This window comes from Chryseobacterium sp. RU37D (assembly GCF_900156075.1).
Taxonomy (GTDB): domain Bacteria; phylum Bacteroidota; class Bacteroidia; order Flavobacteriales; family Weeksellaceae; genus Chryseobacterium.
Map to the genome: position 1 here is coordinate 1 of NZ_FTMM01000014.1, position 25860 is coordinate 25860.

The window sequence follows — 25860 nt, forward strand, 5'->3', positions numbered from 1 at the left end:
TACTGATGAGTTCCAGATTATTAGTTTTTTAAATTGCAATCCAAAATTGCTAATTTTCTTGGAACTTTTTTGTCTAAATAAGTTTAAACAACTTCATTAAATACCTGTTTTGTATTTAAAATTTTATAGCTTTTTATAGTGAAGATAAGATCTCAACCAATTTTTTAGTAAGGTTTCTTCTTGAGAACTGCTCAATATTTTGTGTATTTTCAAGAAGATTCCCGTTTTTCCAAAGTTCAAATTTTTCAAGGATAAAACTTTTAATCGTTTCAGAATCATTGTAGCTAAAATGTTTTCCTGCTTTAGTTTCATCAAGAATTTTAGCAACATCGGCCTTGTGCGGCCCAAACGAAATAATTTGCTTTCCTGTAGCCAGATATTCGAATATTTTTCCCGGGATAATTCCTTTTGAAGATTCATTTGGGAAGTTAGTGATTAATAAAAGCGAAGATTTCCACATTTCTTCCACGGCTTTATTATGAGAAAGGTAGCCCAAATTCAGAATGTGATTTTTTAAAGCAGAATTCTCGATTTGATTTAAAATTTTATCGTCAATTCTTCCGGCAAATTTTAACCTGAAATGATCTGCAAAATCAGAGTTTGTTTTTAATAGTTCATCTAATGCCTTCCAGAGATTTTCAGGATTTCTCAACTGCTCTAAAACACCGATGTAGCTAAGTGTGAAACTTTGAGAAGGGTTTGAGGAGGGTTTGAGCGTATCAGTGTTTGAGTCGCTTTCATCAAAGCCGTTTGTGATGCAAACAGCGTTGGCTCCGTTTTTACGGAAATTTTCTGCGTCTGTATAGCTTGTCGCCAATGTTACATCCGCATTTTTGAAGACCTCGCTTTCCAGATGGCGGTGTTTTTTGTCGGAGCTTTTGGTAAGTTTTAAATGTTTATAGTAAGAAATTTCCGTCCAGGGATCGCGAAAATCGGCAACCCATTTCAGAGTGGGAAGTATCTTTTTTAATCGTAAACCAATTAAATGCAGAGAATGCGGCGGTCCGGAAGTTACGACTAAATCAATTTTATTTTCTTTTAAATATTGCTTAAGAAATTTTGCGGAAGGCTTTACCCAAAAAACTCTTGCATCGGGTATGAAAAAATTTCCTCTTACCCAAATAGAAAGCTTTGATTTCCAGCTCTGATTTTTTCCTAGGTCAAACTGCCCGGCTTTGAATTTCTTATTGCTATTATTTAATTTTTCTGCTAATTGATAAGGTTCCCAGATTTTAGTTTTTACAATTTCAATATCTTTTGGAACATCCTTCATTAAGCTTTCATCCAATAAAGGATAGCTTGGGTTTTCCGGGGTGTAAATTACCGGTTTCCATCCGAATTCCGGCAGATATTTTGAGAATTTCAGCCATCTTTGAACACCAGGACCTCCCGCGGGAGGCCAGTAGTAGGTGATGATTAATATTTTTTTTTGTTCCATTAATTATAATGTAAACGATGTGTTCTTTTTGTCATTCCGTAGGAATCTAAGCAAAGTTTTTTAATATTTTTTATTATAATTTTGATTCTACGGAATGGCAAGCTGCGTTAAGTTTTTTCTACTAAAATTTCTTTCTTCTTATTTTTATTCATCCAAAAAATACCAAAAGCACTTAACAAAATAAAAAATCCGAACGAAATAAGAGAAATCCATTTTCCTTTCTCAATGACTTCCGGCTCGAATATCATTCTTACGTGATGGCTTCCCGCAGGAACATGCACGGCACGCAGGAGATAATCTGCCTTGATATAAGGAACTTCTTTTTCGTCTACAAACACTTTCCAGCCGTGAGGATAATAAATTTCAGAGAAAACGGCCAATTGTGGAGTTTTTGATTGTGATCTGAATTCAAGTTCGTTAGGTTGGTATTTTGTTAGATTAATAAATGCCATAGAATCTGCCTGAACGGGCTTTCCGTCAAAATATTTTTTATCAGAAGAGGCAATTACAGCTGTTTTTTTACTGTTAATCATACCAATTGCTTTAATTTCCTGATTAGGAGAGTCTACAAATTTCAGATCGCTTATAAACCATGCGTTTCCGTTTGCTTTCGGGTTCGGAATTGCCTGAGGCTGTTCCGGGCCGTCTACAACCCAGTATTTTGCATTCAGTAAATTCAAGATATTCGGAACTTTTACGGAATCCATTACCTGGAAATATTCATTGATAATATCATCATATCTTCTTAGTTTTACCGCGTGATAACCTCCGATGGAAGATTTGAAGTAAGAAGTATTCGTCTCACTGAATGTCCCCAGAATATTGTTGAAAATACGATAGTGCGTTTTGTCTTTTTCAGCGATCGTTTCTAATGTTTTATTAACGTTGACATTGGCTAAGACAGATTCCAGGCTTGGGTTTCCCTGTGTTTTTTCAGCAAGAAGATCAGAACTTTCGGTCTGAAAAGGGTTTTCTGCAAATATTTTATCAACATAATTATCATCATTTAGATAACGTTTGTTTACGGTCCAAAGATCAAATAAGCTTACCGCTCCGATTATGATTAAAGCAATATTCTGATTTAATTTTTGCTTTAAACTTAAGAATAAAACACCGGCTGTAATGGCAACGTAAATGAACGCTTTAATGGCATCAGTCCTGAACATTTTAAACCTTTCATCCACCAGGTAATCTAAGAGGAAAGGAGGAAGATAAGTTTTTTCGTTATCTGTATGAAAACCTAATAATGATTTTCCGAATAATAAAAGAATTAATATTAATCCTAAAGTTCCACCGCCTACATATAGAAGAATTTTCTGTTTGTACTCCTGTGTAAGTTTTTCATCGGTAAAGAATCTGTAAAGCCCTATGATAGCTATTAAAGGGAATAATAGTTCCACGACAACGAGTATCGAAGAAGGAGCTCTGAATTTATTATAAAAAGGTACAAAATCAATAAAGAAATCTGAAAGCGACATGAAATTGCTTCCCCAAGCCAGTAAAATAGTTAAAATAGAAGCTCCTAAGATCCAGTAACGGTATTTTTTCCATGCAAAAAAGAATCCTAAAATAGCAAGGAAACAGACGATTGCACCCTGATAAGCCGGTCCTGAAGTTCCGGGCTGGTCTCCCCAGTAGGTTAAGCTTCCGAATCCTTTGGAAATTCTGTCATATTCAGCCTGAGAGCTTACATTTTCCTGAACCATCTCCTGGATTTTACCCATCATTTCCTTACCTTCCGGTTCCTGGCTTCCGCCGCCCATTAATCTTGGGATGAAGAGGTTTAAGGTTTCCAGTTTTCCGTAGCTCCACATCAGCATGCTTTCCTTATCCATTCCTGAAGTTCCGCCGGTGTGGCTGTCGTTAGTCAAAATTTGTTTTCCACGAACGGTTTCTTTAATGTATTCAGAATTGGCCATGATTCTTTGGGAATTCATTCCAACTCCGATCAGACAAGATGTAGCAATAATTCCTGAAGAAATCAGGAAATGCTTCATCGGTGTCTTTTTCTGGATTGCTCTGATTAATTCAGACAAGAACAAAAATCCTAAAGCAAGGAAAAGATAATAGGTCATCTGCGGGTGGTTCGCGGCAATCTGAAGCCCCATAAACAGGGTAGTGACAATGAACCCCCAAATGTATTGTTTTCTGATATAAACCAATAAAATTCCTGCTAACAGAGGGGCAAAATATTCAATAGTATTGATTTTACCGTTGTGTCCGGCAGCGAGGGCAATATAAAAATACGTTGAAAGCCCGAAGAAAGTTGCTCCTAATAAAGCGTACTTCCAGTTTCTTACGGCAACCATTCCCAAAAGGAAAAAGCCTGAGAAAAGCAGGAAAAAATAATTGACCGGCCTTGGAAGGAAATTAAGATTAGAATCGATTTTCTTGATGATATCCCCCTTAAACTGGCTTCCCATCTGATAAGTAGGCATCCCACCGAACATGGAATCACTCCAATAGGTTTCTTTTCCGGTATCGGCTCTGTAGTCGAGAAGTTCTTTTGCGCCGCCTCGATACTGCACGATGTCATGCTGGAAAAGCTGTTTGCCTGTAAAAACAGGAGTAGAATATAAAAATGCTAAAACTATAAATACAACTAGTGAAATTGCAATATAAATTAAGTTTTTATTTTTCGCCATGCTGATGGTTATTATCTTTATTTTATCTTTTGTCGTTAGTTTCTTTTACCTCTTCATAATCAATGGTTTCTGCATCCCAATTGATTTTTTTCTTCGTATTATTTGAGTTTTTAAGATCCTGCTGCTGTCTATTTTCCTGTCTGTTGTTAAACATATAACTGTAGAACGTTTTAAAGAAAATCCTCTTCAAAATATTCCATACAAAATAGATGATAATCGTTGCGAGTACGAACTCAAAAATATACTTCATAATTTATAAATGTTTAAAGTTTAAGGTTTTATGTTTAGGGTTTATTGTTAATTATTTAAACTTATGAACTCCAAACACTCCAACACTCAACCCTTTTACTCCTTACTTCGCCGAAGGATTTACCATTACAGAAGAATTGGAAACACTTTTCATAGACTGGGATTGCTTTCCGTCTGAAATAGTTTCGATCTGAGTGGTTACCACTTTAATGTTCTGATTGGTGATCCATCCTGTATTTTGGTCGAACTTTATTGTTCCGTTCTGTGCAAGCTCGCTGCTAAGGCTGTGTGTGATTTCACCTTGCTTTTGCTTATCCGTTTTTTTAGGAATTCCGCCTGTTACGCCAATTTCCGCAACACCGTTTCCTACACTTTTTAAAATATAATTTGAAGTTACTTTAATTTTTCCGCCAGCGTCGGCATTTTCCGTGTTTGTCCATTTTTCACCGATTTTTACTCCTTTTTTAGGAATAATCGTTAAATTTTTATTGAACTGATCTTTCAAAACCTTTTCATTAAACGATTCCTTAAGGCTGGCCAATACACTTTCTTTTTCGTTTTTATCCTTAAGAATGGTTCCGATAGAACTTAAAACCTTATTATAAACTGCGTCAAAACCTGTAATGGAGATTACGTTTCCTTTTGTATCCATTTTCATATTTAACTTGTTTCCGGTCAAAGCTTTATTGATGTTCCAGATCATTTTCAAGTCATTTTCCTTTGGTATAGACTGTTTTGTATCTACAACAATTGTTTTTCCCTGTGAGGTTTGGGAGTTTCTTTTTGCAATAAGGTTCAAAGTGATGTCATATACATTTCCTTTGATATCATTCACTGTGAAAGACATTTCATCCGTAGATTCGCTTGTTCCGTTCATTGTTTTTCCCTGAGGATCCGTCATTGTTTTGGTGTCTCTCTGATACGTTGTCAAAGGATAAGTTTTTCCTTTTTCTAATTTAAAATTCTGTGTATAAATCCCCGCAGAATCTTTAATTGCAGGATTTTCAGCAACTTTTGCCACAGAATCCGCCGGAACTTCGACAGTGATTGTTTTTCCTGTTTTCGGATCTACTTTTGTAATTTTTGCGGTTTCTTTTTTATTACATGAAACTAATACTATCGTTGAGATCAGCGCTAATGCTGCTATGTTTTTCATTGTTTAAAATTTTAATGTTATCGAATTAATTATTTTTCATAATTTTCTGTCTTACAGCTTCATACAGAATGGCGCCACAGGCTACAGAAACATTTAAAGATTGTGTTTTTCCTTCAATAGGAAGTTTTATTTTTTCGTCTGAATGATGCAGAACTTCTTTAGAAATACCGGTTTCCTCATTTCCCATAACGATGGCGCAAGGTTCTGTAAAATCTACATCATAGATCATTTTTTCTGCTTTTTCGCTCGCTGCATATACAGAAATCCCGCTTTGCTGAAGGAAATCTACAACATGAGCCAAGTTGTTTTCTTTACAGATTTTCACATTGTAAAGCGCTCCGGCAGAAGTTTTTATCGCATCAGAATTAATCGGTGCAGCGCCTTTTTCAGGGATGATCACGGCGTCAACTCCTACACATTCAGCAGTTCTGCAGATCGCCCCGAAATTTCGAACGTCTGTCAATCGGTCCAAAATCAATAAAAATGGAGTTTTTCCCTCTTCAAATAATTGAGGCACAATATCTTCCACCTTATGAAACGGAACATCAGATATGAAAGCCACCACACCCTGATGGTTTTTTCTTGTAAAACGATTGAGCTTTTCAACCGGAACATAATTGGGACGGATTTTATTTTTAGCTAAAATTGCCTTTAGTTCAGCATAAATAGGGCCTTGCAGCGCATTCTGCACAAACACCTTGTCAATTGTTTTTCCCGCTTCAATAGCTTCAATCACGGGACGCAGCCCGAAAATAAAATCGTCTTTTTTATCTGTCATTTTAATAATTTAAATAGTAAATTGTCAAATGTCAATTTTACTTTGTAAGTCAATTGATTATGTTGAAATTCATTTTTTCTTCATTGACTTGCGAAGCAAAATTCACCTTTTAACTATCTTCCTTTTTCTCCTAAAATTGCTCTTTTCTGTGCCAGTGCATAGCCATAATGCAAGCTCTCGTGCATATTATTGAAAATAATTGCATCCTGAATACTTTTCAGATCCATCCCAAAGCTTGTAGTGTAGGGCGTGTAGTCTGAAAAGAAATCGCTGTCATAATCTTTCATTAAAATTTTCGATGTCTCCACTAATAAAAATTCGAGATCTTCTACTTCTGATTTTTGCACATCCAAGTTGGGAAGCGTGCCTTTTTTATAGGTTTCAACCCAGTATTTATCAATTCTGAAAGGATTTCCACTAAGGTAATAATGCAAAAGCTGCTGGGTAGCAACGGTATGCGCAATATTCCAGTAAAGATTATTATTGAAACCATCCGGAATCAGCAAAAGGTCTTCATGAGAAGTGTTTTGCAAGATTTCTAAGAGATTCTTCCGTACTTGCCTGTGAGCTTGAAAATGATAATTCATTTTGCAGAAATTTTAATCACCAAAAATAGTTTAATAAACTGTAAATGACAATTTTTAAACGCCGGATTAAAGCAAAATTTATATATTTTTATGAAAAATATTTATAATCATATTGAGTTTTAAGGTTTATTCTATTCTGAATCTTGCATTAATGCTGGAATATTTAACAAACTTTAACTCAAATATGGCATTTTTTATGTTGATTAATGCAAGTATTTATTGGAAATTTACCCATTATTTTAATTTAAGCTATGTCAGAGATAAATCAAGCTGAAGACATTCGTCAATTGACGGAGCAGGTAAAAGAAGCAAATTACTTTTTTTCTCTTCTGAGACAGGAAATCAATAAAGTCATTATCGGGCAGGAATATATGATAGACCGACTTCTCATAGGTCTTTTGGGGAATGGCCACATTCTTTTGGAAGGGGTTCCGGGATTAGCCAAAACACTGGCAATAAAAACACTTGCAAATGCCGTTCATGGTGAGTTCTCAAGAATTCAGTTTACCCCGGACTTGCTTCCTGCAGATGTCGTGGGAACCATGATTTATAATGTGAAGGACAATGATTTTTCCATCAAAAGAGGTCCTGTTTTTGCCAATTTTGTGCTGGCAGATGAGATCAACCGTGCTCCTGCAAAAGTACAGTCTGCCTTATTGGAGGTGATGCAGGAAAAGCAGGTGACCATCGGCGATGAAACCATGCAGCTTCCAAAACCGTTTCTGGTGCTGGCAACACAAAACCCGATCGACCAGGAAGGTACATATCTTTTACCGGAAGCACAAAGCGACCGTTTTATGCTAAAATGCACCGTTGATTATCCTAAATTTGAAGATGAAAGAACGGTAATGAGAATGGTTTCTACTTCCCATCAGCCAGCAGTAAAGCCGGTAATCTCTCTTGAACATATCGTCGAAGCAAAGAAATTGATCAATCAGATCTATCTTGACGAAAAAATTGAAAAATATATCCTGGATATGGTTTTTGCAACCCGTTTCCCGGAAAATTACGGTCTTTCTGAGCTTAAAAATTATATTGGTTTTGGTGCTTCTCCAAGGGCATCGATTAACCTGGCTATAGCTTCAAGGGCGTACGCCTTCTTAAAGGGAAGGGCTTTTGTGATTCCTGAGGATGTAAAAGAATTGGCGAAAGATGTGTTGAGACACAGAATTGGTCTAACTTTCGAAGCTGAGGCAGAAGAAGTTTCATCAGAAGAAATTATCAACAGAATTTTAGCGAAAATCCAGGCTCCGTAATGAGTGAAGTGGTGATTAGAAAAGCGGTTCGGGAGGATTGCGCTTCAATGCTGGAGTTAATCAAAGAATTGGCTGATTATGAAAAGGCTTTGCACGAAGTTACTTTAACTTTAGAACAATTTATTGAAGATGGATTCGGAAAATCGCCCGTTTGGGGAGCTTTCGTTGCGGAATTTAATGAAGAAATTGTTGGGATTTCCTTGTATTACAACAGATATTCAACATGGAAGGGAAGAAGATTGTATCTGGAAGACCTGGTGGTGACGGAAAAGCTAAGAGGAAAGCAGATCGGTAAGAAGTTATTTGATGCAACGCTGGAATACGGAAAATCCAATCAATACAGCGGCATGGTTTTGCAGGTATTGAACTGGAACGAGCCGGCCATTAATTTCTATAAAAAATATAACCCGAAATTTGATGATGAATGGTTTAATGTGTCTGTGGAGTTTTAAATTAGTTATGAGTTATGACCTGCAAGCTGTAATCTAAAATCTATTACCTAAATGAAAATAAAAGATATTGTAAAAAAAGTCAAGCAGATAGAAATCCGTACCCGAAAGAAAACGGAAGCTACTTTGATGGGGCAATATCATAGTGCTTTTAAAGGACTGGGAATGACCTTCTCGGAGGTTCGTCCATATCAATTCGGGGATGAAATCCGAAGAATTGACTGGAATAAGACGGCGCGATTCCGTGAACCCTTTGTAAAAGTAATGGAGGAGGAAAGGGAGCTGACGATGATGTTGCTGGTAGATATTTCCGCTTCGATGGATTACGGGACAAAAACTCAGCTGAAAAGGGAATATGTAGCGGAAATTGCGGCAAGCTTAGGCTTTTCGGCAGCAGGAAATAATGATAAAGTAGGGCTGATTTTATTCGCTGAGAAGGTATATAAAGTGATTCCTCCACAAAAAGGAAGAAAGCATATTCTTTCGATTATCAGCACTATTCTGACGGCAGATTATGTACCCGCCGTATCAAAAATTGATAAAGCGATGGAATATATGATGGGAATTTTTAAAAGAAAATCCTTAGTTTTCCTGTTCTCGGATTTTGAAGATGAATATGATTCTAAAATGCTGAGAGTGGTATCCAAAAAGCATCAGTTGCTGGGAATGAGGATTTTTGACGAAAAAGACAATGAGATTCCGGATGTGGGCTATACTTTATTATATGATGCCGAAACAGGAAAACAGGTCTGGGCAAATACTTCCAGTGCAAGATGGAGATATACTTTTGCAGAGGCTCAAAAGAAAAAATTAAGGGCTTTGGAGGATGATTTTAACAATAGTTCTGCGAGTTTTATGAATATTAATACGGGTTCGGATTATTCGAAATTATTGTATAATTATTTTCAGAAGAAATAATATCAATAGGAATGGGCTTTAGCCCATTTCATAATTAAGAGATAAACATTAGGCTTTAGCCAAAACTTATTATTTAAATTGAGAAAACTATTATTTATATTTTGCTTTGTAATCTGTGCGAATGCCTTTTCACAGATTCTTTCTTCCAGCGTGGAAAAAAAGACTATCGCTTTGGGAGAGGTGAATCATATTGTTGTGACCATCAATAATCTTAAGAATGAAAAAGTTTCCGCGGCTCCTGAAAATGAATTGCTGCCTTTTCATTTTGAGGAGGTGAAAGACAGTATTTCGCAGACTCCTGATATTTATTACCGAAGAATTGAATTTGCCGTTTTTGAGGAAGGGAAATTTACTATTCCCGAGCTTGAATTCAAGGTTGGGCAAAGGGTTTTAAAAACAATTCCTTACGAAATTGATGTGATCAATACAGCTCAGAAAGCTGATCAGATCAATGACATTATAAATAATAAAGACGTAAAGCTTGAAGTGACTGATTACTGGCAGCTGTACAAGTTTTATATTTTGGCAGCGATTGCTATTATCTGTTTGATTATTGCCATTGTCATGTTTGTAAGGTATGGCAGGAAGTCTAAAGATTCGCCTGTCGTCGCAACGAATCAGACTCTGAAAGAGCTGGATTCGCTTAAAAAGAAAAAATATGTGGAAAATGGAGATTATCGTTCATTTTATGTTGAACTGATCGATATTTCACGAAAATTTATCGCTAAACAATACCATTTGCCTGCCGATGTTCTGCTGACAGATGATTTGATTGATTTAATGAAAAAAAATAATACGATTTCTCAGGAAAATGAGCGCGTGGTAGAAGATGTATTTTTAAGAGGTGACCTGGTAAAATTTGCGAAAACTTTTCCGGATCAGGTGACTATGGAGAAAGATTTGACAGACATTAGAGATTTTGTAAAAAGGTCTTCAAAAGATCTGGAATTCGAAAAATTGAGAAAGGATGTTTAATTTTGAATTTTATAGTCCGTGGTTTTTAGCGCTTTTTCTGCTGTTCATTCCTCTTTTTTTTAGGGATGTAAGCAAGCAGAAAAAAAATGGGATCAAAGTACCTACAGTCAACAATATGGCTGGCAGCGGAGGAATCCAGAGGGTAATGTTTTTTCTTAAAATTTCAAAATACATTATTCTTTCCGCCCTGATTATAGCGATGGCTAGGCCGCGAACTTTTACCGTTTCTCAAGACAGGGATGATACCAAAGGGATTGATATCATGCTGTCCGTCGATGTCTCGTTAAGCATGCTGGCGAAAGATTTAACACCGGATCGTTTAACAGCCCTGAAAGATATTGCCATAAAATTTGTTGAAAAAAGACCGAATGACAGATTGGGTTTAGTGACCTATTCGGGGGAAGCATTCACCAAAGTTCCTGTAACTTCTGATCATCAGGTGGTAATCGACGAGCTGCAGAATTTAAATCCTTTGGAGCTGCAGCCAGGAACTGCTATTGGGGAAGGGCTTTCGGTAGCGGTGAATCATTTAAAAAACAGCAAGGCAAAAAGTAAGATCATCATCCTTATGACGGATGGTGTCAACACTATTGAAAATGCTATGCCTCCAGCTATTGCAGCGGAACTGGCAAAAAATAACGGGATCAAAGTATATTCTATCGGGATCGGAACGAATGGGTATGCCTTAATGCCGACTCAGACGGATATTTTTGGGGATTTGGTTTTTACGGAAACGGAAGTGAAAATTGATGAGCCGGTCTTAAAGGAAATTGCCCAGATGACGGGCGGAAAATATTTCAGAGCGACATCAAACAGCAGTTTGGGAGAGGTCTATGATGAAATTAATCAATTGGAGAAATCTGATGTAAAAGTTTCCAAATTATATAATTATGAGGAATATTTTAAAATTTTCCTTTGGATTGCATTAGGAATGCTGTTTCTAGATGCTTTATTGAGATGGGTTTTTTATAAAATTTTAAGTTAATGAATTGGTATTTAGGTAATTATTGGTATTTGTTTTTGCTGTTGCTTTTGCCACTTTTAGCTTTCTTTTTGATCCGTTATTTAAAGTGGAAAAAAAATAAGAGAGAAATTTTTGCAGATAGCCAGTTTCATGAAAATTTATTTGAAAAAAGATCTGGTTTTACGAAATTTTTCCCAGCTTTATATCTACTAGGTACATTATTTTTAATCTTTTCAATCATCGATTTATTAAGCGGTTCCGAAGAAATTAAATCCAATCAAAGGTTAAATAATGTGATTTTTATGCTGGATGTTTCTAATTCTATGAATGCGGAAGATATCAATCCCAGTCGTCTTACGGAAGCAAAAAACCTTATGATCCAGACCATGCAGAAGATGAAGAATGATAAAGTGGGAATCGTTATTTTTGCAGGTCAGGCTACTTCTATTATGCCTTTAACAACAGATTATAACTCTGCGGAAACTTACATCAGCGGGATAGAAACCAACTCGATGCAGATTCAGGGAACAGATTTTTTAAATGGAATAAAAACGGCTGTTCAAAAGTTTAAAAATATAAGCAAAGACGCTCGAAAAGTTGTTCTTCTAAGTGATGGGGAAGATAATGAAGGAAATGATGCGGCGACTATTAAACTAGCCAACCGTGAGGGGATTATGATCACTTCCGTAGGCGTCGGAACAGATGAAGGAGCTCCGGTTCCGGAATATGTTTTCGGGCAATTAATGGGGTATAAAAGTGATATAAATGGACAAACCGTTATCTCAAAAAGGCAGACGGAAGCTTTGAAAAAAATGGCCCAGTCTACCGGTGGATCATATATTGATGGGAATAACATCAATGAAGCCCCCGACAGGATTATCGATGCTTTAAGTAAAAAACAAGGAACGTCCGAAACACTTGTAAAGTCTCAAAATGCCAATCATTATTATCAATATTTTTTGGCTGTTTCTATATTTTTCTTCTTTTTAATTTATATTTTTAATCCTAAAAGAGATTTTAATCTTTAATATTCAGATTCTTGGTAGGAGTTTTGAGTCATTACTTTAACCCAATTTTAACAATTAAAGACCTGTTTATTAACATATAAAGGAATAATTTTGCATTTAATGAATACTAAAATCATTTTTTTATCGTTTATTATTGCTTTCACGTTCTCGGGATTTCTGTATGGGCAGAAAAACTATAGGACTCTAGTATATGAAGGCAACGAAAAATTCAACGGTAAAGACTATGATGGGGCATCTTCTAAATACATGGAAGCAATAAAAGCCAATGGAAAAGACTTTGCAGCACACTACAATTTAGGAAATGCTTTATACAAAAATAAAAAATACGAAGAAGCAAAAACGGAATACGAAAAAGCTCAAAAGCTTTCCCAGACACTTCCCGATAAAGCAGCAGTTCTTCATAACCTGGGAAATACTTATATGCAGATGAACCAGCCGGAAAAGGCTGCGGATTTTTATAAGCAATCCCTGAAACAAAACCCCTACAGCGAACCAACAAGAAAAAATTATGAAATTGCAAAGCTGAAGGAAAAAGAAAATCAACAAAAAAAGCAACAGCAAAATAACTCTGGTAAAGGAGGTGGTGGAAAAGACCAACAGCAAAATAATGATCAAAAAGGTAATCCTAAAGATCAAAAACAAAATCAGGGGCAGGGCCAGCAAAATCAAGGCAAAGGACAGGGAAATGATCCTAACCAAAGCCAAAACAATGAAGGCAAAATTCCAAAAGGTCTGGAAAATCAAATACTCGATAAAGTAAGCGACAAAGAAAAAGAAACTGCCAGAAGAATTTTGAATAAAAATTCTTATTCGATGCCTGAGAGCAACGAGAAAGATTGGTGATGCAGAATAGATTTTTTTACATATTATTCTTTTTTACTTCCGTAATTTCTTACGGACAGGTCAATCTTTCTGTAGTTCAGGATAAAACAACATACAACGGAAACGAAGTTATCAATCTAAATATTGTTCTTGAAATCGAAGGCAGCGAATATAATCAGCAGACCAAATTACGTCTGCCGGATTTTTCAAAGTTCAATCTTATCGGGAGCGGATCTGTGAATAATGCATTTGTAGATCCGGAAACCAATACCGTCATTTCTCAATCAGTTACAAGATTAGCCCTTGAGCCAAAGCAGAAAGGAAAGGTGAGGGTAGGATCATTTCTGGTAACAATCAATAATAAGATCTATAAAACAGAACCCTTTGACATCATCGTAAAGGATATAGATAAAAAATCTGTAGCAAGCAATAATATTTCAAGAGATGTTTATCTGAACATGGAAATTGAAGACCGGGAGGTTTACCAGGATGAGCCGACCATAGCGGTTCTGAAGGTGTATTCCAAAAATATGGATAACTTCAGAAAGGTTAAAAATATACACCTTCCCGAGAAAGATAACCTGAATGTTTACCCCGTAAGCTTTGCGAAATCAGAGATTGATCCTTCAGATTACGGAAATATGGCTTCACAGATTCTGGCGGTGTTCATGCTGTTTCCTAATGAAGCGGGATTTGTTGAAGTTCCTGGAGTTTCAGCTTCTTTACATTCCTATTCCAATAAAAGTAAAATTGTTTCCAATAAGGTAAAGATCAATGTAAAAAAGCTACCTGAAGGTTCTCCGGAATACTTCAAGAATGCTGTTGGAAATTTTAATGTAAATATTTACAACGCTTCTAAGGAGAAAGCGGAAATTAAAAAACCAATTAACATTATTGTAAAAGTAAGCGGTAAAGGAAACCTTAAAAATATGGAGCTTCCGAAAATCGCTGCATCTCGTGACTACGAAGTTTTTACTCCGAAAATTACTTCAAAAGTAAATGTGGGGATGAATGGAATGGAAGGAGAAATTTTAGCGAATTATATCGTAATTCCTAAAAAAGCTGGTGAGATTTCAATAAAAACAGAACAGTTTGCATATTTTGATCCTTCGAGTAAAGAATATGTAGATATTGGTCAACAGACGCTGGCTGTGAATACATTTTCCCATGAGCAGATCCTGGAGTCCAGAACGACGGTGGAACGTGTGAATGAATACACAAATAATTTTTTAGAAACAGTAAATACGCCTGTTCTGAAAACAACCTCATTTAAAGTAAAAGAAAAAAACAAATTTCATTGGAATATATTTTTAATTAATATTGCTATTTTGCTAGGATTATTTATAGTTTATCTTTTATTTAAAACTTGGCAAAAAAAACGTAAATTAATTAAAAAAATCACACTAGAGAGACCTTTAGGTTCTGTTGCCGAAACGGAAAACGAAATCCGTGAAAGATTAAAAACTGATGTTAATGATTATTTCAGTTATTTGGAAAACCTTAAAGACAATAAAGATTATCAGAAGTTTTTCCAGGTAGTTGATGAATTTGATTCTGAAGTGAGAAATCAGTATTTCCAAAACTCTGCAGAGGATTTCGGGAATTTCCTTGAAAGCTATAAAGGATCTGCTGTTGCAGAGGAATACAGAAACCTTACCCGAAGAATTCAAATCGAGAAATATGCGCCGGTAAAATCTGTTGAAGGATTTGAGGAGCTTTTGAAAGATATCGTTAATTTATACTCACGGATTAGCAAATAATCATTTTATTTTCATATTTTTGCGAAATTATTAATTACAAAGAGATGGAAATATTTAATGATTTTTCTATAAAAGAGATCGTTACCTGTTTTATGGTTCTTTTTGCGGTGATTGACATTATTGGTTCTATCCCGATTATTGTAAGTCTTAAGCAAAAATTTGGGCAGATAGAAGCCGAAAGGGCATCTGTTACTGCAGGTCTTATTATGCTTATTTTCCTTTTTGTAGGGAATAAAATTCTAAAATTTATCGGAGTTGATGTAAATTCTTTTGCGATTGCCGGGGCATTCGTAATTTTTATCATTGCCCTGGAGATGATTTTAGGTATCGAAATAAATAAAACTTCAGAAGCAAGATCTGCCTCTATTGTTCCTATTGCTTTTCCATTGGTAGCCGGAGCAGGAACACTTACGACAACATTGTCATTGAAAGCTGAATTTCACGATATTAATATTATTTTTGGTATAATTCTCAATACAATTTTTGTATATTTGGTGCTGAAATCCGCGACTTGGTTGGAGAAGAAAATGGGGGATGCCACATTGGCGATCTTACAGAAAGTTTTCGGAATCATCCTGTTGGCGATCTCTATTAAATTATTCACCGCAAACTTTGCACAATTGGTGCAGACTTATATTAATTTTTAAGAATTATGCAGAAGTTTTATAAAGTATTTTTAGTTTTGTTTGTTGTATTTATTGCAATAAACCTGTACGCTCTGGACTGGCAGTCAGAAATTTTATCTGAAGATAATCTGAAGTTTGTATTTTCAATTGCCTCAGCTGTAATTGGGCTTATTTTACTTCTTGTAATGAATACCTGGAGTAAAATAGGAGTAAAAAAGTAATTGGCTTTTAGAATATAAAAAAATCTCTTTCAGTTTTGAAGGAGATTTTTGTTGATGATAGTTATTTGAAGCTTATAAAGTAACCAGATTTTTTAAAACTACTTCTGATTTCAGTTCCGTTTCCGTCCATTCTTTTTCTGGGTTGCTTTGGGCCGTAATTCCGCCTCCTACAAATGAATGTACAGAATCTCTGTACAGTTTTGAGCACCTCAGGTTAACAAAATATTGAACGGTTTCTTCTGTTTCAATTTTAATATAGCCTGCATACAATTCTCTCGAAACCTTTTCAATCTTCTGAATATTTTCCTTACAAAAGTCTTTTGGGATTCCGCAGACGGCGGGTGTCGGGTGCAGGTCTTTAATGATTTGATCTAATTTTTCAGGGTGTATTTTTGCTTTAAAATCGGTTCTTAAATGTTTTATATTTCCGGAAATGTGATCATATGTTTTAGATTCTTCCACATTTTCCGAATAATTATTTAAAATATTCCTGATATACTCTGTAACGGGCTTTTGCTCTTCTATCTCTTTTTCTGACCAGTTTTCTGACACAGGCATGGTGCCGGCAAGGCTCATTGTTTTAAATTCATGGGTTTTCTTATTGAATTTTCCCAACACTTCTGAAAAGGCTCCCATCCAGGAATTTTCTTCACCGATAAAGATGTAGCGGAAAGCATTTGGATAAAACTGGCAAAGTTTTTTAAAACTCTCTTTTAAATCGATCTCATTAAAATCTGTGAAAATTTTTCTTCTTGAATAAACTAACTTGGGAAGATTATTTTCTTTTATAATCTTAATAACTTTTTCAAGGTTTTTTAAATATTCATCTTTTGTTTCGGCAATAAAATTGTTGTTGTCTTTTGATAAAGATTTACTGGAAATAACTGTCTGGTCAAATATTTCTGGCTGTAATTCAATGAGTTTTCCTTTAAAATCAATTGGGTTTAAACTGTCAAAAGAATAAAAACTAATGTGATTTTCTGTTGGATTTTCGTCCGTGGAATACAGTTTTTCGTCGAATGGAAATTTGAAATAAATCATTTTGTAATGCTTTTAGAAAATCAAGGCTTTGAAATGATATCCGAAATTTAAAGATTGACTTTTCTTTTTGCAAAGGTATTACTGGTTTTAAAGATATCAAAATCTAATGAGTTGTTTTTTAGTAAAATAGCTGTATTTATAAACAAAAAGCTCAATTTTTTGATCCCTTTTTTTTAAATTAAATTTATTTATTAATAATATTATTCGTCATCGTGGTATGGTTGATGAGTTGGCCTTTTTCATCACGGATTTCAATCTCTGAAACGTGCATCGTTTTTCCTTTTCTGATGAATCTTGCAAAGGCTGTTAGCATTCCATCTTTTTTGCTTCTTAAATGATTAGAATTAATGTTGGTTCCCACACCGTAGTATTTTTCGCCGTCAATGAAGATATTAGACAGGCTTGAGCCCATAGTTTCTGCCAATACACAGCTTGCCCCGCCGTGTAATATCCCGAAGGGCTGGTGTACTTTTGGCTGAACAGGCATGGTTGCGATCATAGTTTCGTTTTCTATATCAATATCGATGAACTTTATTTCTAAGGTTTTTGCTAAAGTCACCTCATCGCCCCAGCTGTTTAAAAAGGCTAATATTTCTTCTTTTGATTTATCTTTAGTGTAGTACATGTTTTAAATATGAGTAATTGGTAATAGATAATTAAAACTAAGGTTAAGACTAAGATTGAAAACTTAATTTCAAAACTTCTAGCATCTGCCTTTTAGCCATTTGCTTCAGAATCATTCCCCATAATATTCGGGTTCCAGTTTTCCGGGACTTTTGGGACGATATCGTTTTTTACATAATATTCCTGTATTTCCTGCATGATTTCTGCAAAAGGGACTGATGCTATTCTTTCATAAGGAATAGTATAACCCAGATATATGATTTTTCTTTTGAAATCTCCGGCTGCTAAAACAATAGGAACCTTCGCTGCCAAGGCCATATGATAAAAACCTTTTCTCCATTTTGGAACCCAGCTTCTTGTACCTTCTGGGGTGATTACTAGACTAAAATCATCTTTTTCAAACTGTTTTGCAACGAAATTGACAAGGTCGTTTTTCTGACTTCGGTCAATCCCGATTCCACCAAGGCCTTTTACAATTCCACCGTACCAGGCTTTGGTATGAGCGTCTTTAATAATGATTTTCAACGGTTTCTTCAATGTCCAATAGGCAAGATTCCCCAAAAGGTATTCCATGTTGTGTGTATGCGGGGCTACAACGAGAATACATCGGTTCAGGTTGTTTACATCGCCTTGAAGAACGACTTTCCAACCCATTATTTTTAACATCAGTCTGCCAATCAGTTTTCTCATATACTTTGAATTAATAACAAAAAAGTATAACCAAAGTGGTTATACTTTACAAATATATTGAAATATTATCGCTCTTAAAATAAACTGCTGATTAAATCAACAATTTTTATTACTATTTCTAATGCTAATTGTATCATGATTATTTAATATTTTTTTGAGTGTTTTTGGTTATCATTTTTTTCTAGACAAATGTAAAATTTTTTATTGACATACGGAACTAAAAATCAATATTTTTTTGTTGTTTCTGAGAGAAGAAGAGTGTGAATTTCAAACGGTTGTGGTTGTCCATTCACACCTTCTGTCACTCTCTGCAGTTAATTATTTAGTTTGTATAGAAATTTCGTTTTTGTCCTCGTTTACTTTAATATCCAGTTTGCCGCCTTTTATATTTTTGATATTACTTTTCATAGAATCAATTACCTTATCTGCCTGGTTGCTCGGAACTTTTTTTCCGTTGATTATAATGCTGTCGCTGTCTTTATTGTCAGAGCTATATTCAATGGTAGAGCCGTTTACGGTGATTTTATTCTTTTCAATTTTAATGTTTCCGTGCTCATCTTTATCCTGATCATCATCGTTGATTCCGTCTCCATTCAAATCTCCGTCGAAATCGATTCCGTCTCTTTTTACGGGGATTACAACTGATTTTGTAGGAATTACCAATTCATAATTGATATTGTAATCTCTGAAACGGTGTTCGTAAGGATATTTGATGTAGTTTGGAAGAATCACTTTGTTGTCTACAACTTCTACCGGTACATTTACATTTAGAGGAAGATTATATCCTTTTGCTTCTTTTTTAATGATTAAATAAGGCGTTTTAATATCAGCTTTTCTCGTTACTTCTACATGGATCCAGTCTTTTTCAAATACTGATACTTTGTCAGAATAAAGATCATTGTCGTATCCTGTGAAGTTTTGAGGAATCGTTACCTGCTTGAAGTCTACATAGATGCTGTCTGATTTTGTATTGATCGCAACCTCTTCCGTATCTTCTTTATGACCTTTCAGGAACATTTCTTTCTTCGCCATGCTTACTCCGAAATAAGTGGATACCGCGATCAATCCAAGGAATAAAGCTCCGATTACCCAGCCTGTATTTCTCAATTTTGTTTTTGGAGAAATTAATTTAATGCTTAATAATCCGAAGATCATTGCAGGAATTAAGCTTCCTAAAACAATCATTGCCATGATTACGTATTTCATTCCGTCGTTATCGAAATAGAAGTCCATCTGGCTGATCGGCGGGAAATCATTATTTCCCATGAACCCGAAGATTACAAATACTCCGATTAAACAGGAGAATGACATCAGTGCGAAAATACCACCTAAAATATATCGTATTACATTCCATACTCCGCTTCCGGCGTTGTTGATGTAAGGCTTGCTTTCAATATAGATTTCTCCGACCCTCTGAGTAGATTCGTTGGCAAATTGTACCAATTTATTAGACTCATTCTTAAGATTGTCGAAGTTCATAGGCTTTCCCTTCATTTTCAGGAAATCTGCCGCAGTTTCAGCTTTTGGTAAAACGATCCAAAGAATGATGTAAAGCAATACTACAAGAGATGAAGAGATGGCTGCTGTGAAAATTCCTAATACGAAAATTCCCAGCCAGATAGCTCTCATTGCGGTAATGTCCATTCCTACGTAGTGGGCAAGGCCCGCGCACACCCCTGCGATTTTTTGTCTTTCAGGATCACGGAATAACTGTTTTTTATCAGTATATTCTGTTCCCGAATGGCCTTTTCTGGAATTGTTTTTCTCAGAATAATAAGCTTCTTCCTGCTCTTCGATTTTTTCAGGAGTTCCGATTTGTGCAATTACTCTTTCTACGTCTGTATCGTTGATCACTTCACGTTTTCCTAGGGAATCTTTGAAGATTTCCACCATTCTGATTTCTATGTCATGCATTACCTCATCTACTTCCGAAGCGTCCAGTGAGCTTCTCAGCGCGTTCAGGTAATCGCTAAGCTTTATATATGCGTGTTCTTCTATGGTAAAAGAAAAACCTGCGAGTCCTATTGAGAGTGTCTTGTTCATAGCTTTGTTTTTAATTTTTTTGAGTGATTTGGTTGACAGAATCTGTTAATTCGTTCCAGGTATTTTGAAGTTCATCTAAAAATAATTTACCTTTCTCGGTGATCTGGTAATATTTTCTTGGTGGTCCTCCAGTGGATTCTTCCCATCTGTAGGAGAGGAATTCTCCGTTTTTCAGTCTTGTCAAAAGAGGGTAGAGTGTACCTTCCACTACGTCCAGCTTTCCTTTTTTTAGTTCATCTATAAGGTCGGAAACATACATTTCGCGATGATTGATGAGACTTAAAATACAGAATTCCAGAATTCCTTTTCGCATTTGCGCTTTGGTATTTTCAGTATTCATCTTTAATAAGTTTTGTTAATTAGTTATATTCTAAATTCAGTTTAAGTTCCTAGCTAGATGAACCTATTCTGATTTTACATTACAAAGATATATAATTAAAATGGTATTATGCAATACAAAGTAGTAAAAAATGTTAATTAACTTTATTAACTAATTGATAATCATATAAATAAAATTTTAATGAAATTTTCTCTGCCTTTAAACCGAATAAAGATTCATTATAAAAATTTAATTTTTTGTACTTTTGGTCTTGGATTTTGATTCAAAAACAATAAGAATTTTAATTTACTAAAGATGAAGTATACATTATTATTGTCGATATTTATTTCATGGAACTTCTGTTACGCACAACATCAGTTTGAACTGAAAAATGCTTCAAAAAATTATGATGTAAAAATTAATGTTGAGAACTGTGATGACAGTGAATGTAAGGGTAAGGCAACTGTTGAACTATTCAAGAAAAGTACCTCCAAAAATCTTCAAACCCTAGTTTCTGATAATTTAAATTTTTATTTGGATAAAGACCAAAAACCAACTGCTAATATTATTCAGATCTATAACGAACAAAGCCCATTAATTTTTGATGATTTTAATTTTGACGGAACAGAAGATGTAGCCATGAGAAATGGTAATGTAAGTGGACATAGTGGACCATCTTATGATGTTTATGTATTTAATAGTGCGAAAAAACAATTTGTTCTCAATGATGAGCTGACTGCTCTGGCCCACGGGAATTTAGGAATGTTTAATACAGATTCCGAAAGAAAAAGATTAATTACATATTCCCAATCAGGCTGCTGCTGGCATCTCACTACAGAATATACGGTACTTCCGCAAAGAGGTTTGTTTAAAGTGTATGAGTTGGAAGAGGATGCAAGGGGAGGAGAAAAGGTAATTGTAACAAGAAAAGAATTCATTGATGATAAATGGATCACTAATACTAAAATATATCCAATCAACGAATATTATAAAGAAAATTAATGATGAAAATACAAAAAGAAATTGATTTTATTCTTGCTATTGACGCATTGAAAAATGTACAGCGAAGAAATTACAATGCAGATGATTCCAGAAGAGAAAATATGGCTGAACATTCATGGCAGATCATTATCTTGGCTCAAATTCTTTATCCTTATGCGAAAAACAAAGCAGATATTGATTTATTAAGAGTAATCAGAATGCTTTCCATTCACGATTTAGTCGAAATTGAAGCTGGAGATACTTTTCTTTTTGATGAAGTCGCAATGATAGGTAAGTTTGAAAGGGAAAAAGTTTCTGCCCAAAAGATATTTGGAATTCTCGATGAACCATTGCAATCTGAGTTTTTCAATCTTTGGCTTGAATTTGAAGAGGAAGAAACATCTGATGCTATTTTTGCCTGTGCTATTGACAGGATTATGCCCTTTATTTTAAATTCCCATACTTCAGGAAAAAGCTGGACGGAAGCAAAAGTAACGGAAAAACAAATCAGGAGTATGCTTGAAAATGCAATTAGCAGGGCATCTGATGAAATGGGAGAGGCGTTTCTGCATTTACTGATTAAAAATTTGGAGTCTGAGAAGGTTTTGAAATCGTTTTTATGAAAGCAAGCGAGACAAAAAATTTGAATGTGTGTTTTTTTAGTTAAACAAGGTATTCTCAGCTTAAGGAGTGCAAAGTTTGTCATTCCGTAGGAATCTATACCATACTTTTGTGGAGGTATTTTCAATTTCATGCTTATTATAATACAACGTGCTCTGTTGCTTTAAGGGACGATATTTACATTATAACTAAAAACCAATAGATTATAAAAGATATTAAAATCATATTGCAATGAATTTAAAAAATTTTAGATTATAAACAGCAGAATAACACGAAGATGAATAAAAACTATACATTAAAAAATGTATCATTCATATGCACAACTCTACAACAAAGCTTTTATTACACGTTTCCAGAGAGCAGTTTAGAGAGACACAGAAAACTGATCATAATAATCCGGGATTTTTCCAAGAACAAGTTTATGATGCCATTTTCATCTTACCATCGACGGCGCAAAGCCATACTGCTTTTTAAAAGCGTAAGAAAAATGCGAAAAGTCTTCAAAACCAACTTCCATAAAAACATCTGAAGGCTTTTTATTTTTTTCAGACAAATGATAAAATGCCAGTTCGAGCCGTTTCTGGGTAAGCCATCGTTGAGGAGTTGTGTGAAAAATTTTCCTGAAATCCCGATTAAAAGTGGATAAACTTCTTCCAGTTAAATACCCAAATTTTTCCAAAGGCATATTAAACATATAATTTTTTTCCATAAAATTGATCAGATCAATCTTTCCGGGTTCTTCAAAATCGGTAAGAACAGAGTCTATATTAGGATCAATTTCTCTTAAAATACTTATCGCTTCTATGATTTTTAACGAAGCAATATGTTCAGGAAAACAATCTTTCATTTCAAAATAAGGAATGAGTGAGGCCATGAAGCTTTCCAGCAACGGATGTTTTTCAAAACTATAAATTTTAGAATTTTTGCGGATATTTTTCTCTGTAATTTCTAATGTAGTATAAAAATCTTTCAAACGTTTTTTTGTTAAATGTATTACCACTGCCTTATGCGGAAGTCCGTCCTTAGGATAGTTAATGATCGTTGCTAGTTGATTTCTGGGAATCAGGAAAATATCTCCTGCCTTGAAAAGATAAGATTTATCGGTCTGAATAATTTTTGTTTCACCGGAAATAAACCAGACCAGCATATGAAATTCAAAAACCGTTTCTGTTTTGAAAAGTTTATCGTCGTAGGTGGAAAGTTTAATATCCGGTGTAATATATTGAATATGAAAATCCATTGTCTTTAATTTCAAGGATAAATTTAAATAAATTTTTGGCTGTAAGCTGGGAGTTGGCTGCTGAAAGATTTGATAGAGTTAATTTTATGTTCTTAATAACTTCCATGCTCCAGCTTCTCACTTCCATCCAAATTAAATAATGTCAAACTTTAACCCGATCATTTCCTCACTCAGTTTCCAAAGCCGTTCTGCATTTTCGGGATCAATAGAGTAGGGCTGAACTCCTCTGATAGTCAAGGGGTCATCAAATCTGTGCTCGATTTGCCCATTATCGATTTCTGCAATATTACAATTTTCACAGTAAATGCCCCCCATATTTTCAAGGAGCGGACTTGTTGCACACCAAACTGTTGTAGCAGAGCCTTGAGGAATGGTTTTTAGTTTGGCTTCGACTTCAGGCTTGATTTTTCCGTTTTTGTCATGTGTCCCCATTTGTATAAATAAATCCATAGGTTCTTCTCTTCCCAGATCAGTTCCGTAGACAGATCCAGGATGTAAAGAATAGGCTCTCACATTAAATTTTTTTGCCCTTTCGTCCAATGCCACAGCGAATAAATTACTTGCAGTTTTAGATTGTCCATAGCCGGCTAAAGTATGATATTCTTTATTCTCAAAATTCGGATCTTCAAAATCAAAAGGAGACATCTGATGCCCGTATGACGAAACATTGATAACCCTTGCTCCGTTAGCGTTTTTTAAAGCCTGCCACAATTTTGCTGTAAGATGAAACGGTCCTAAATAATTGGTTGCCAGCTGGGATTCTATTCCTCTGCTGTCCTTTCTTAAAGGAACCCACATAATGCCTGCGTTGTTGATTAATAAGTCTAATTTTCTTCCTGTAGAAATAAATTTTTCTGCAAAAGCTTCGATAGACTGGGGATCAATCAAATCCAGTTTTTCAATTTCTACATTTTCAATGCCTTGTAGATTTTTTTTTGCTTTTTCAAGATCTCTCGCAGGAACTATTACCGTGGCTCCTGCTGAAGCTAAAGTTTTTGTGGTTTCTAATCCGATTCCTGCATAGCCTCCGGTTATAACTACGATTTTTTCTGAAAGATCAATTCCGCTAATAACTTCATTTGCTGTGGATGCTGCATTGAAACCCGAGTTGATAGGGTGTTGTAAATTATTAAGTTTCATTTTTAAATTGTTTTAAAATTTTCTTCAGACAAAGTTAGGTGGATGTAAAACTGATCATTTTGTTTAAAATACCAATTTACTTTGTTTGAAATGCCATATTTTGTGATTTTATAAGAACTGAGATATTATTTTGCTGTGCTTTCCGTTTAATTATTATAAAACTTGTTTGCGCATTTTTCCGTGAATAAGTAATTTTGAAAAATTTTCAATTTGAAGTCTACAATTTCCATTATCATTGCCATTTTTAATCGAAGAGATGAGCTTTTCGAGTTATTAAATTCTCTTACTCAGCAGATAGATAAAGAGTTTGAAATTATTATTGTGGATGATGGTTCTCTGATTGATTTAAAGCCTACGGTTAATAATTTTGAACAGATTTTAACCATAAAATATTATAAGAAAGATAATTCCGGCCCGGGGCTGTCGAGGAATTATGGGGCAAGAAGGGCAGAAAACGAGTGGTTGGTTTTCGTAGACAGCGATGTGATTGTAGAAAAGGATTATATTGAAAATATTAAAAAAAGTATTCTTGAAATTCCCTGCGATGCCTTTGGTGGAGCGGATAAGGCTCACAAAGGCTTTAATCTGATGCAGAAAGCAATCTCATATTCAATGACTTCTGTTTTTACGACAGGAGGGATCAGGGGAAGTAAAAAATCAGTTTCAAAATTCCAGCCGAGAAGCTTCAATATGGGTGTGAAAAAAGAGGTTTTTGAAAAAGTAGGAGGTTTTTCAGAAATGAGAATCGGTGAAGATCCTGACCTTTCTATGACGCTCTGGGAAAATGGATTTACAACAGTTTTTTTTGACAACATTGCTGTTTATCACAAACGCAGGGTAGACTTTGGAAAGTTTTCGAAGCAGGTCTATCAGTTTGGATGCGCAAGGCCTATTCTTAATCAAAGACATCCAAATTATGTGAAAATTTCGTTTGCTTTCCCTACGTTGTTTTTGTTAGGCTATATCATGGGTTTTTTGGAGTATTTTATTCTTGGAAGAGGTATTATTCTGGCTTTCTATGGGCTGTATACCTTTATGGTTTTATTTCATGCCTTATTTATAACCAAAAATATCAGTATTGCTGGGATGGCCGTGATTTCTACTTACATTCAAATGTTTTCGTATGGATATGGCTTTTTAAAATCCTGGATTCTGTTGAATGTTTTCAGGATGAAACCGGAAGAAGCTTTCCCAAAACATTTTCATAAAAATTGATATAAGCTTACAAAAAATAATTCTCAGTTTCCCTTTCTGAAAGAATTTCATTGCTTTATTTAGAAACTTATATA

The 25860-nt window shown here is 35.0% G+C and carries 26 protein-coding genes; 13 read left to right on the forward strand and 13 right to left on the reverse strand.

Annotated elements, in window-relative coordinates; all coding sequences use genetic code 11:
* Positions 1–133: 133 nt before the first annotated feature.
* From BW926_RS08415 to BW926_RS08440, 6 genes are all read right to left on the reverse strand, one after another.
* Positions 134–1438 carry a glycosyltransferase family protein gene (locus tag BW926_RS08415; protein ID WP_076446135.1) on the reverse strand — a complete coding sequence of 435 codons (1305 nt, stop codon included), beginning with the start codon at positions 1436–1438 and terminating at the stop codon, positions 134–136.
* 107 nt (positions 1439–1545) lie between these two features.
* On the reverse strand, positions 1546–4083 hold the full coding sequence (locus tag BW926_RS08420; RefSeq protein ID WP_076446137.1) for a YfhO family protein: 2538 nt from the start codon (positions 4081–4083) through the stop codon (positions 1546–1548).
* 22 nt (positions 4084–4105) lie between these two features.
* The gene (locus BW926_RS08425) at positions 4106–4333 is read right to left on the reverse strand and encodes a hypothetical protein (RefSeq protein ID WP_076446139.1); all 228 of its coding nucleotides are present in this window, start codon (positions 4331–4333) and stop codon (positions 4106–4108) included.
* A 102-nt stretch (positions 4334–4435) separates the two neighbouring features.
* Positions 4436–5488 (reverse strand): DUF6263 family protein, encoded by a 1053-nt coding sequence (locus tag BW926_RS08430; protein ID WP_076446141.1) that lies wholly within the window; start codon positions 5486–5488, stop codon positions 4436–4438.
* Between the two features lie 25 nt (positions 5489–5513).
* Positions 5514–6266 carry a 23S rRNA (guanosine(2251)-2'-O)-methyltransferase RlmB gene (rlmB, locus tag BW926_RS08435; RefSeq protein ID WP_076446143.1) on the reverse strand — a complete coding sequence of 251 codons (753 nt, stop codon included), beginning with the start codon at positions 6264–6266 and terminating at the stop codon, positions 5514–5516.
* Positions 6267–6379: 113 nt separating this feature from the next.
* On the reverse strand, positions 6380–6853 hold the full coding sequence (locus BW926_RS08440) for a DinB family protein (RefSeq protein WP_076446145.1): 474 nt from the start codon (positions 6851–6853) through the stop codon (positions 6380–6382).
* Between the two features lie 251 nt (positions 6854–7104).
* Between BW926_RS08440 and BW926_RS08445 the strand changes: the two genes are divergently transcribed.
* From BW926_RS08445 to BW926_RS08490, 10 genes are all read left to right on the forward strand, one after another.
* Entirely contained in the window at positions 7105–8109 is a 1005-nt protein-coding gene (locus tag BW926_RS08445; RefSeq protein ID WP_076446147.1) for an AAA family ATPase, read from the forward strand.
* On the forward strand, positions 8109–8561 hold the full coding sequence (locus BW926_RS08450; protein ID WP_076446149.1) for a GNAT family N-acetyltransferase: 453 nt from the start codon (positions 8109–8111) through the stop codon (positions 8559–8561). Before BW926_RS08445 ends, BW926_RS08450 begins: the two co-directional genes overlap by 1 nt.
* A 51-nt stretch (positions 8562–8612) precedes the next feature.
* Complete coding sequence (locus BW926_RS08455; RefSeq protein ID WP_076446151.1) at positions 8613–9476, forward strand: DUF58 domain-containing protein; 864 nt, start codon at positions 8613–8615, stop codon at positions 9474–9476.
* 78 nt (positions 9477–9554) lie between these two features.
* A complete protein-coding gene (locus tag BW926_RS08460) occupies positions 9555–10451 on the forward strand; it encodes a BatD family protein (RefSeq protein WP_076446153.1) in 897 nt (298 codons plus the stop codon).
* Positions 10444–11436: a VWA domain-containing protein gene (locus tag BW926_RS08465; protein WP_076446155.1), complete on the forward strand. Its 993-nt coding sequence runs from the start codon at positions 10444–10446 to the stop codon at positions 11434–11436. Before BW926_RS08460 ends, BW926_RS08465 begins: the two co-directional genes overlap by 8 nt.
* Positions 11436–12443 (forward strand): vWA domain-containing protein, encoded by a 1008-nt coding sequence (locus tag BW926_RS08470; RefSeq protein ID WP_076446157.1) that lies wholly within the window; start codon positions 11436–11438, stop codon positions 12441–12443. The genes BW926_RS08465 and BW926_RS08470 overlap by 1 nt, the downstream gene beginning before the upstream one ends.
* Before the next feature lie 99 nt (positions 12444–12542).
* The gene (locus BW926_RS08475) at positions 12543–13286 is read left to right on the forward strand and encodes a tetratricopeptide repeat protein (protein ID WP_076446159.1); all 744 of its coding nucleotides are present in this window, start codon (positions 12543–12545) and stop codon (positions 13284–13286) included.
* Positions 13286–15025, forward strand: coding sequence for a BatD family protein (locus BW926_RS08480; RefSeq protein WP_076446161.1), 1740 nt, complete (start codon positions 13286–13288; stop codon positions 15023–15025). The genes BW926_RS08475 and BW926_RS08480 overlap by 1 nt, the downstream gene beginning before the upstream one ends.
* Before the next feature lie 44 nt (positions 15026–15069).
* A complete protein-coding gene (locus BW926_RS08485) occupies positions 15070–15672 on the forward strand; it encodes a MarC family protein (RefSeq protein ID WP_076446163.1) in 603 nt (200 codons plus the stop codon).
* A 5-nt stretch (positions 15673–15677) separates the two neighbouring features.
* Complete coding sequence (locus BW926_RS08490; protein WP_076446166.1) at positions 15678–15872, forward strand: hypothetical protein; 195 nt, start codon at positions 15678–15680, stop codon at positions 15870–15872.
* 72 nt (positions 15873–15944) lie between these two features.
* Here the strand turns inward: BW926_RS08490 and BW926_RS08495 are convergent, their stop codons facing one another.
* The 5 genes from BW926_RS08495 to BW926_RS08515 form a co-directional block, all read right to left on the reverse strand.
* Positions 15945–16913 carry a chorismate-binding protein gene (locus BW926_RS08495; RefSeq protein WP_076446168.1) on the reverse strand — a complete coding sequence of 323 codons (969 nt, stop codon included), beginning with the start codon at positions 16911–16913 and terminating at the stop codon, positions 15945–15947.
* Positions 16914–17097: 184 nt separating this feature from the next.
* Positions 17098–17538, reverse strand: coding sequence for a PaaI family thioesterase (locus tag BW926_RS08500; RefSeq protein ID WP_076446170.1), 441 nt, complete (start codon positions 17536–17538; stop codon positions 17098–17100).
* Positions 17539–17630: 92 nt separating this feature from the next.
* Positions 17631–18227 carry a 1-acyl-sn-glycerol-3-phosphate acyltransferase gene (locus BW926_RS08505; protein WP_076446172.1) on the reverse strand — a complete coding sequence of 199 codons (597 nt, stop codon included), beginning with the start codon at positions 18225–18227 and terminating at the stop codon, positions 17631–17633.
* 318 nt (positions 18228–18545) lie between these two features.
* On the reverse strand, positions 18546–20270 hold the full coding sequence (locus BW926_RS08510; protein ID WP_076446173.1) for a PspC domain-containing protein: 1725 nt from the start codon (positions 20268–20270) through the stop codon (positions 18546–18548).
* A 10-nt stretch (positions 20271–20280) separates the two neighbouring features.
* Positions 20281–20610 (reverse strand): PadR family transcriptional regulator, encoded by a 330-nt coding sequence (locus BW926_RS08515; protein WP_029295092.1) that lies wholly within the window; start codon positions 20608–20610, stop codon positions 20281–20283.
* 294 nt (positions 20611–20904) lie between these two features.
* On the opposite strand from BW926_RS08515, the gene BW926_RS08520 reads away from it, so the two are divergent.
* Positions 20905–21591, forward strand: coding sequence for an XAC2610-related protein (locus tag BW926_RS08520; RefSeq protein WP_076446175.1), 687 nt, complete (start codon positions 20905–20907; stop codon positions 21589–21591).
* Between the two features lie 2 nt (positions 21592–21593).
* Positions 21594–22193 (forward strand): HD domain-containing protein, encoded by a 600-nt coding sequence (locus tag BW926_RS08525; protein ID WP_076446253.1) that lies wholly within the window; start codon positions 21594–21596, stop codon positions 22191–22193.
* A gap of 431 nt (positions 22194–22624) precedes the next feature.
* Here BW926_RS08525 and BW926_RS08530 read toward each other — a convergent pair whose 3' ends face one another.
* Positions 22625–23431: a helix-turn-helix domain-containing protein gene (locus BW926_RS08530; protein WP_076446177.1), complete on the reverse strand. Its 807-nt coding sequence runs from the start codon at positions 23429–23431 to the stop codon at positions 22625–22627.
* Between the two features lie 132 nt (positions 23432–23563).
* The gene (locus tag BW926_RS08535) at positions 23564–24571 is read right to left on the reverse strand and encodes an SDR family NAD(P)-dependent oxidoreductase (RefSeq protein ID WP_076446178.1); all 1008 of its coding nucleotides are present in this window, start codon (positions 24569–24571) and stop codon (positions 23564–23566) included.
* A 210-nt stretch (positions 24572–24781) separates the two neighbouring features.
* Here BW926_RS08535 and BW926_RS08540 point away from each other — a divergent pair, with 210 nt between their 5' ends.
* Positions 24782–25786, forward strand: coding sequence for a glycosyltransferase family 2 protein (locus BW926_RS08540; RefSeq protein WP_076446181.1), 1005 nt, complete (start codon positions 24782–24784; stop codon positions 25784–25786).
* Positions 25787–25860 lie beyond the last annotated feature (74 nt).

Bases quoted from the DNA above. Each gene is read 5' to 3' on its own strand.
- BW926_RS08490 (WP_076446166.1), top strand. From the start codon at position 15,678: ATGCAGAAGTTTTATAAAGTATTTTTAGTTTTGTTTGTTGTATTTATT.
- BW926_RS08500 (WP_076446170.1), bottom strand. From the start codon at position 17,538: ATGTACTACACTAAAGATAAATCAAAAGAAGAAATATTAGCCTTTTTA.
- BW926_RS08415 (WP_076446135.1), bottom strand. From the start codon at position 1,438: ATGGAACAAAAAAAAATATTAATCATCACCTACTACTGGCCTCCCGCG.
- BW926_RS08495 (WP_076446168.1), bottom strand. From the start codon at position 16,913: ATGATTTATTTCAAATTTCCATTCGACGAAAAACTGTATTCCACGGAC.
- BW926_RS08480 (WP_076446161.1), top strand. From the start codon at position 13,286: ATGCAGAATAGATTTTTTTACATATTATTCTTTTTTACTTCCGTAATT.
- BW926_RS08455 (WP_076446151.1), top strand. From the start codon at position 8,613: ATGAAAATAAAAGATATTGTAAAAAAAGTCAAGCAGATAGAAATCCGT.
- rlmB (WP_076446143.1), bottom strand. From the start codon at position 6,266: ATGACAGATAAAAAAGACGATTTTATTTTCGGGCTGCGTCCCGTGATT.
- BW926_RS08530 (WP_076446177.1), bottom strand. From the start codon at position 23,431: ATGGATTTTCATATTCAATATATTACACCGGATATTAAACTTTCCACC.
- BW926_RS08420 (WP_076446137.1), bottom strand. From the start codon at position 4,083: ATGGCGAAAAATAAAAACTTAATTTATATTGCAATTTCACTAGTTGTA.
- BW926_RS08475 (WP_076446159.1), top strand. From the start codon at position 12,543: ATGAATACTAAAATCATTTTTTTATCGTTTATTATTGCTTTCACGTTC.
- BW926_RS08485 (WP_076446163.1), top strand. From the start codon at position 15,070: ATGGAAATATTTAATGATTTTTCTATAAAAGAGATCGTTACCTGTTTT.
- BW926_RS08505 (WP_076446172.1), bottom strand. From the start codon at position 18,227: ATGAGAAAACTGATTGGCAGACTGATGTTAAAAATAATGGGTTGGAAA.
- BW926_RS08535 (WP_076446178.1), bottom strand. From the start codon at position 24,571: ATGAAACTTAATAATTTACAACACCCTATCAACTCGGGTTTCAATGCA.
- BW926_RS08515 (WP_029295092.1), bottom strand. From the start codon at position 20,610: ATGAATACTGAAAATACCAAAGCGCAAATGCGAAAAGGAATTCTGGAA.
- BW926_RS08445 (WP_076446147.1), top strand. From the start codon at position 7,105: ATGTCAGAGATAAATCAAGCTGAAGACATTCGTCAATTGACGGAGCAG.
- BW926_RS08525 (WP_076446253.1), top strand. From the start codon at position 21,594: ATGAAAATACAAAAAGAAATTGATTTTATTCTTGCTATTGACGCATTG.
- BW926_RS08440 (WP_076446145.1), bottom strand. From the start codon at position 6,853: ATGAATTATCATTTTCAAGCTCACAGGCAAGTACGGAAGAATCTCTTA.
- BW926_RS08510 (WP_076446173.1), bottom strand. From the start codon at position 20,270: ATGAACAAGACACTCTCAATAGGACTCGCAGGTTTTTCTTTTACCATA.
- BW926_RS08450 (WP_076446149.1), top strand. From the start codon at position 8,109: ATGAGTGAAGTGGTGATTAGAAAAGCGGTTCGGGAGGATTGCGCTTCA.
- BW926_RS08470 (WP_076446157.1), top strand. From the start codon at position 11,436: ATGAATTGGTATTTAGGTAATTATTGGTATTTGTTTTTGCTGTTGCTT.
- BW926_RS08465 (WP_076446155.1), top strand. From the start codon at position 10,444: ATGTTTAATTTTGAATTTTATAGTCCGTGGTTTTTAGCGCTTTTTCTG.
- BW926_RS08425 (WP_076446139.1), bottom strand. From the start codon at position 4,333: ATGAAGTATATTTTTGAGTTCGTACTCGCAACGATTATCATCTATTTT.
- BW926_RS08430 (WP_076446141.1), bottom strand. From the start codon at position 5,488: ATGAAAAACATAGCAGCATTAGCGCTGATCTCAACGATAGTATTAGTT.
- BW926_RS08520 (WP_076446175.1), top strand. From the start codon at position 20,905: ATGAAGTATACATTATTATTGTCGATATTTATTTCATGGAACTTCTGT.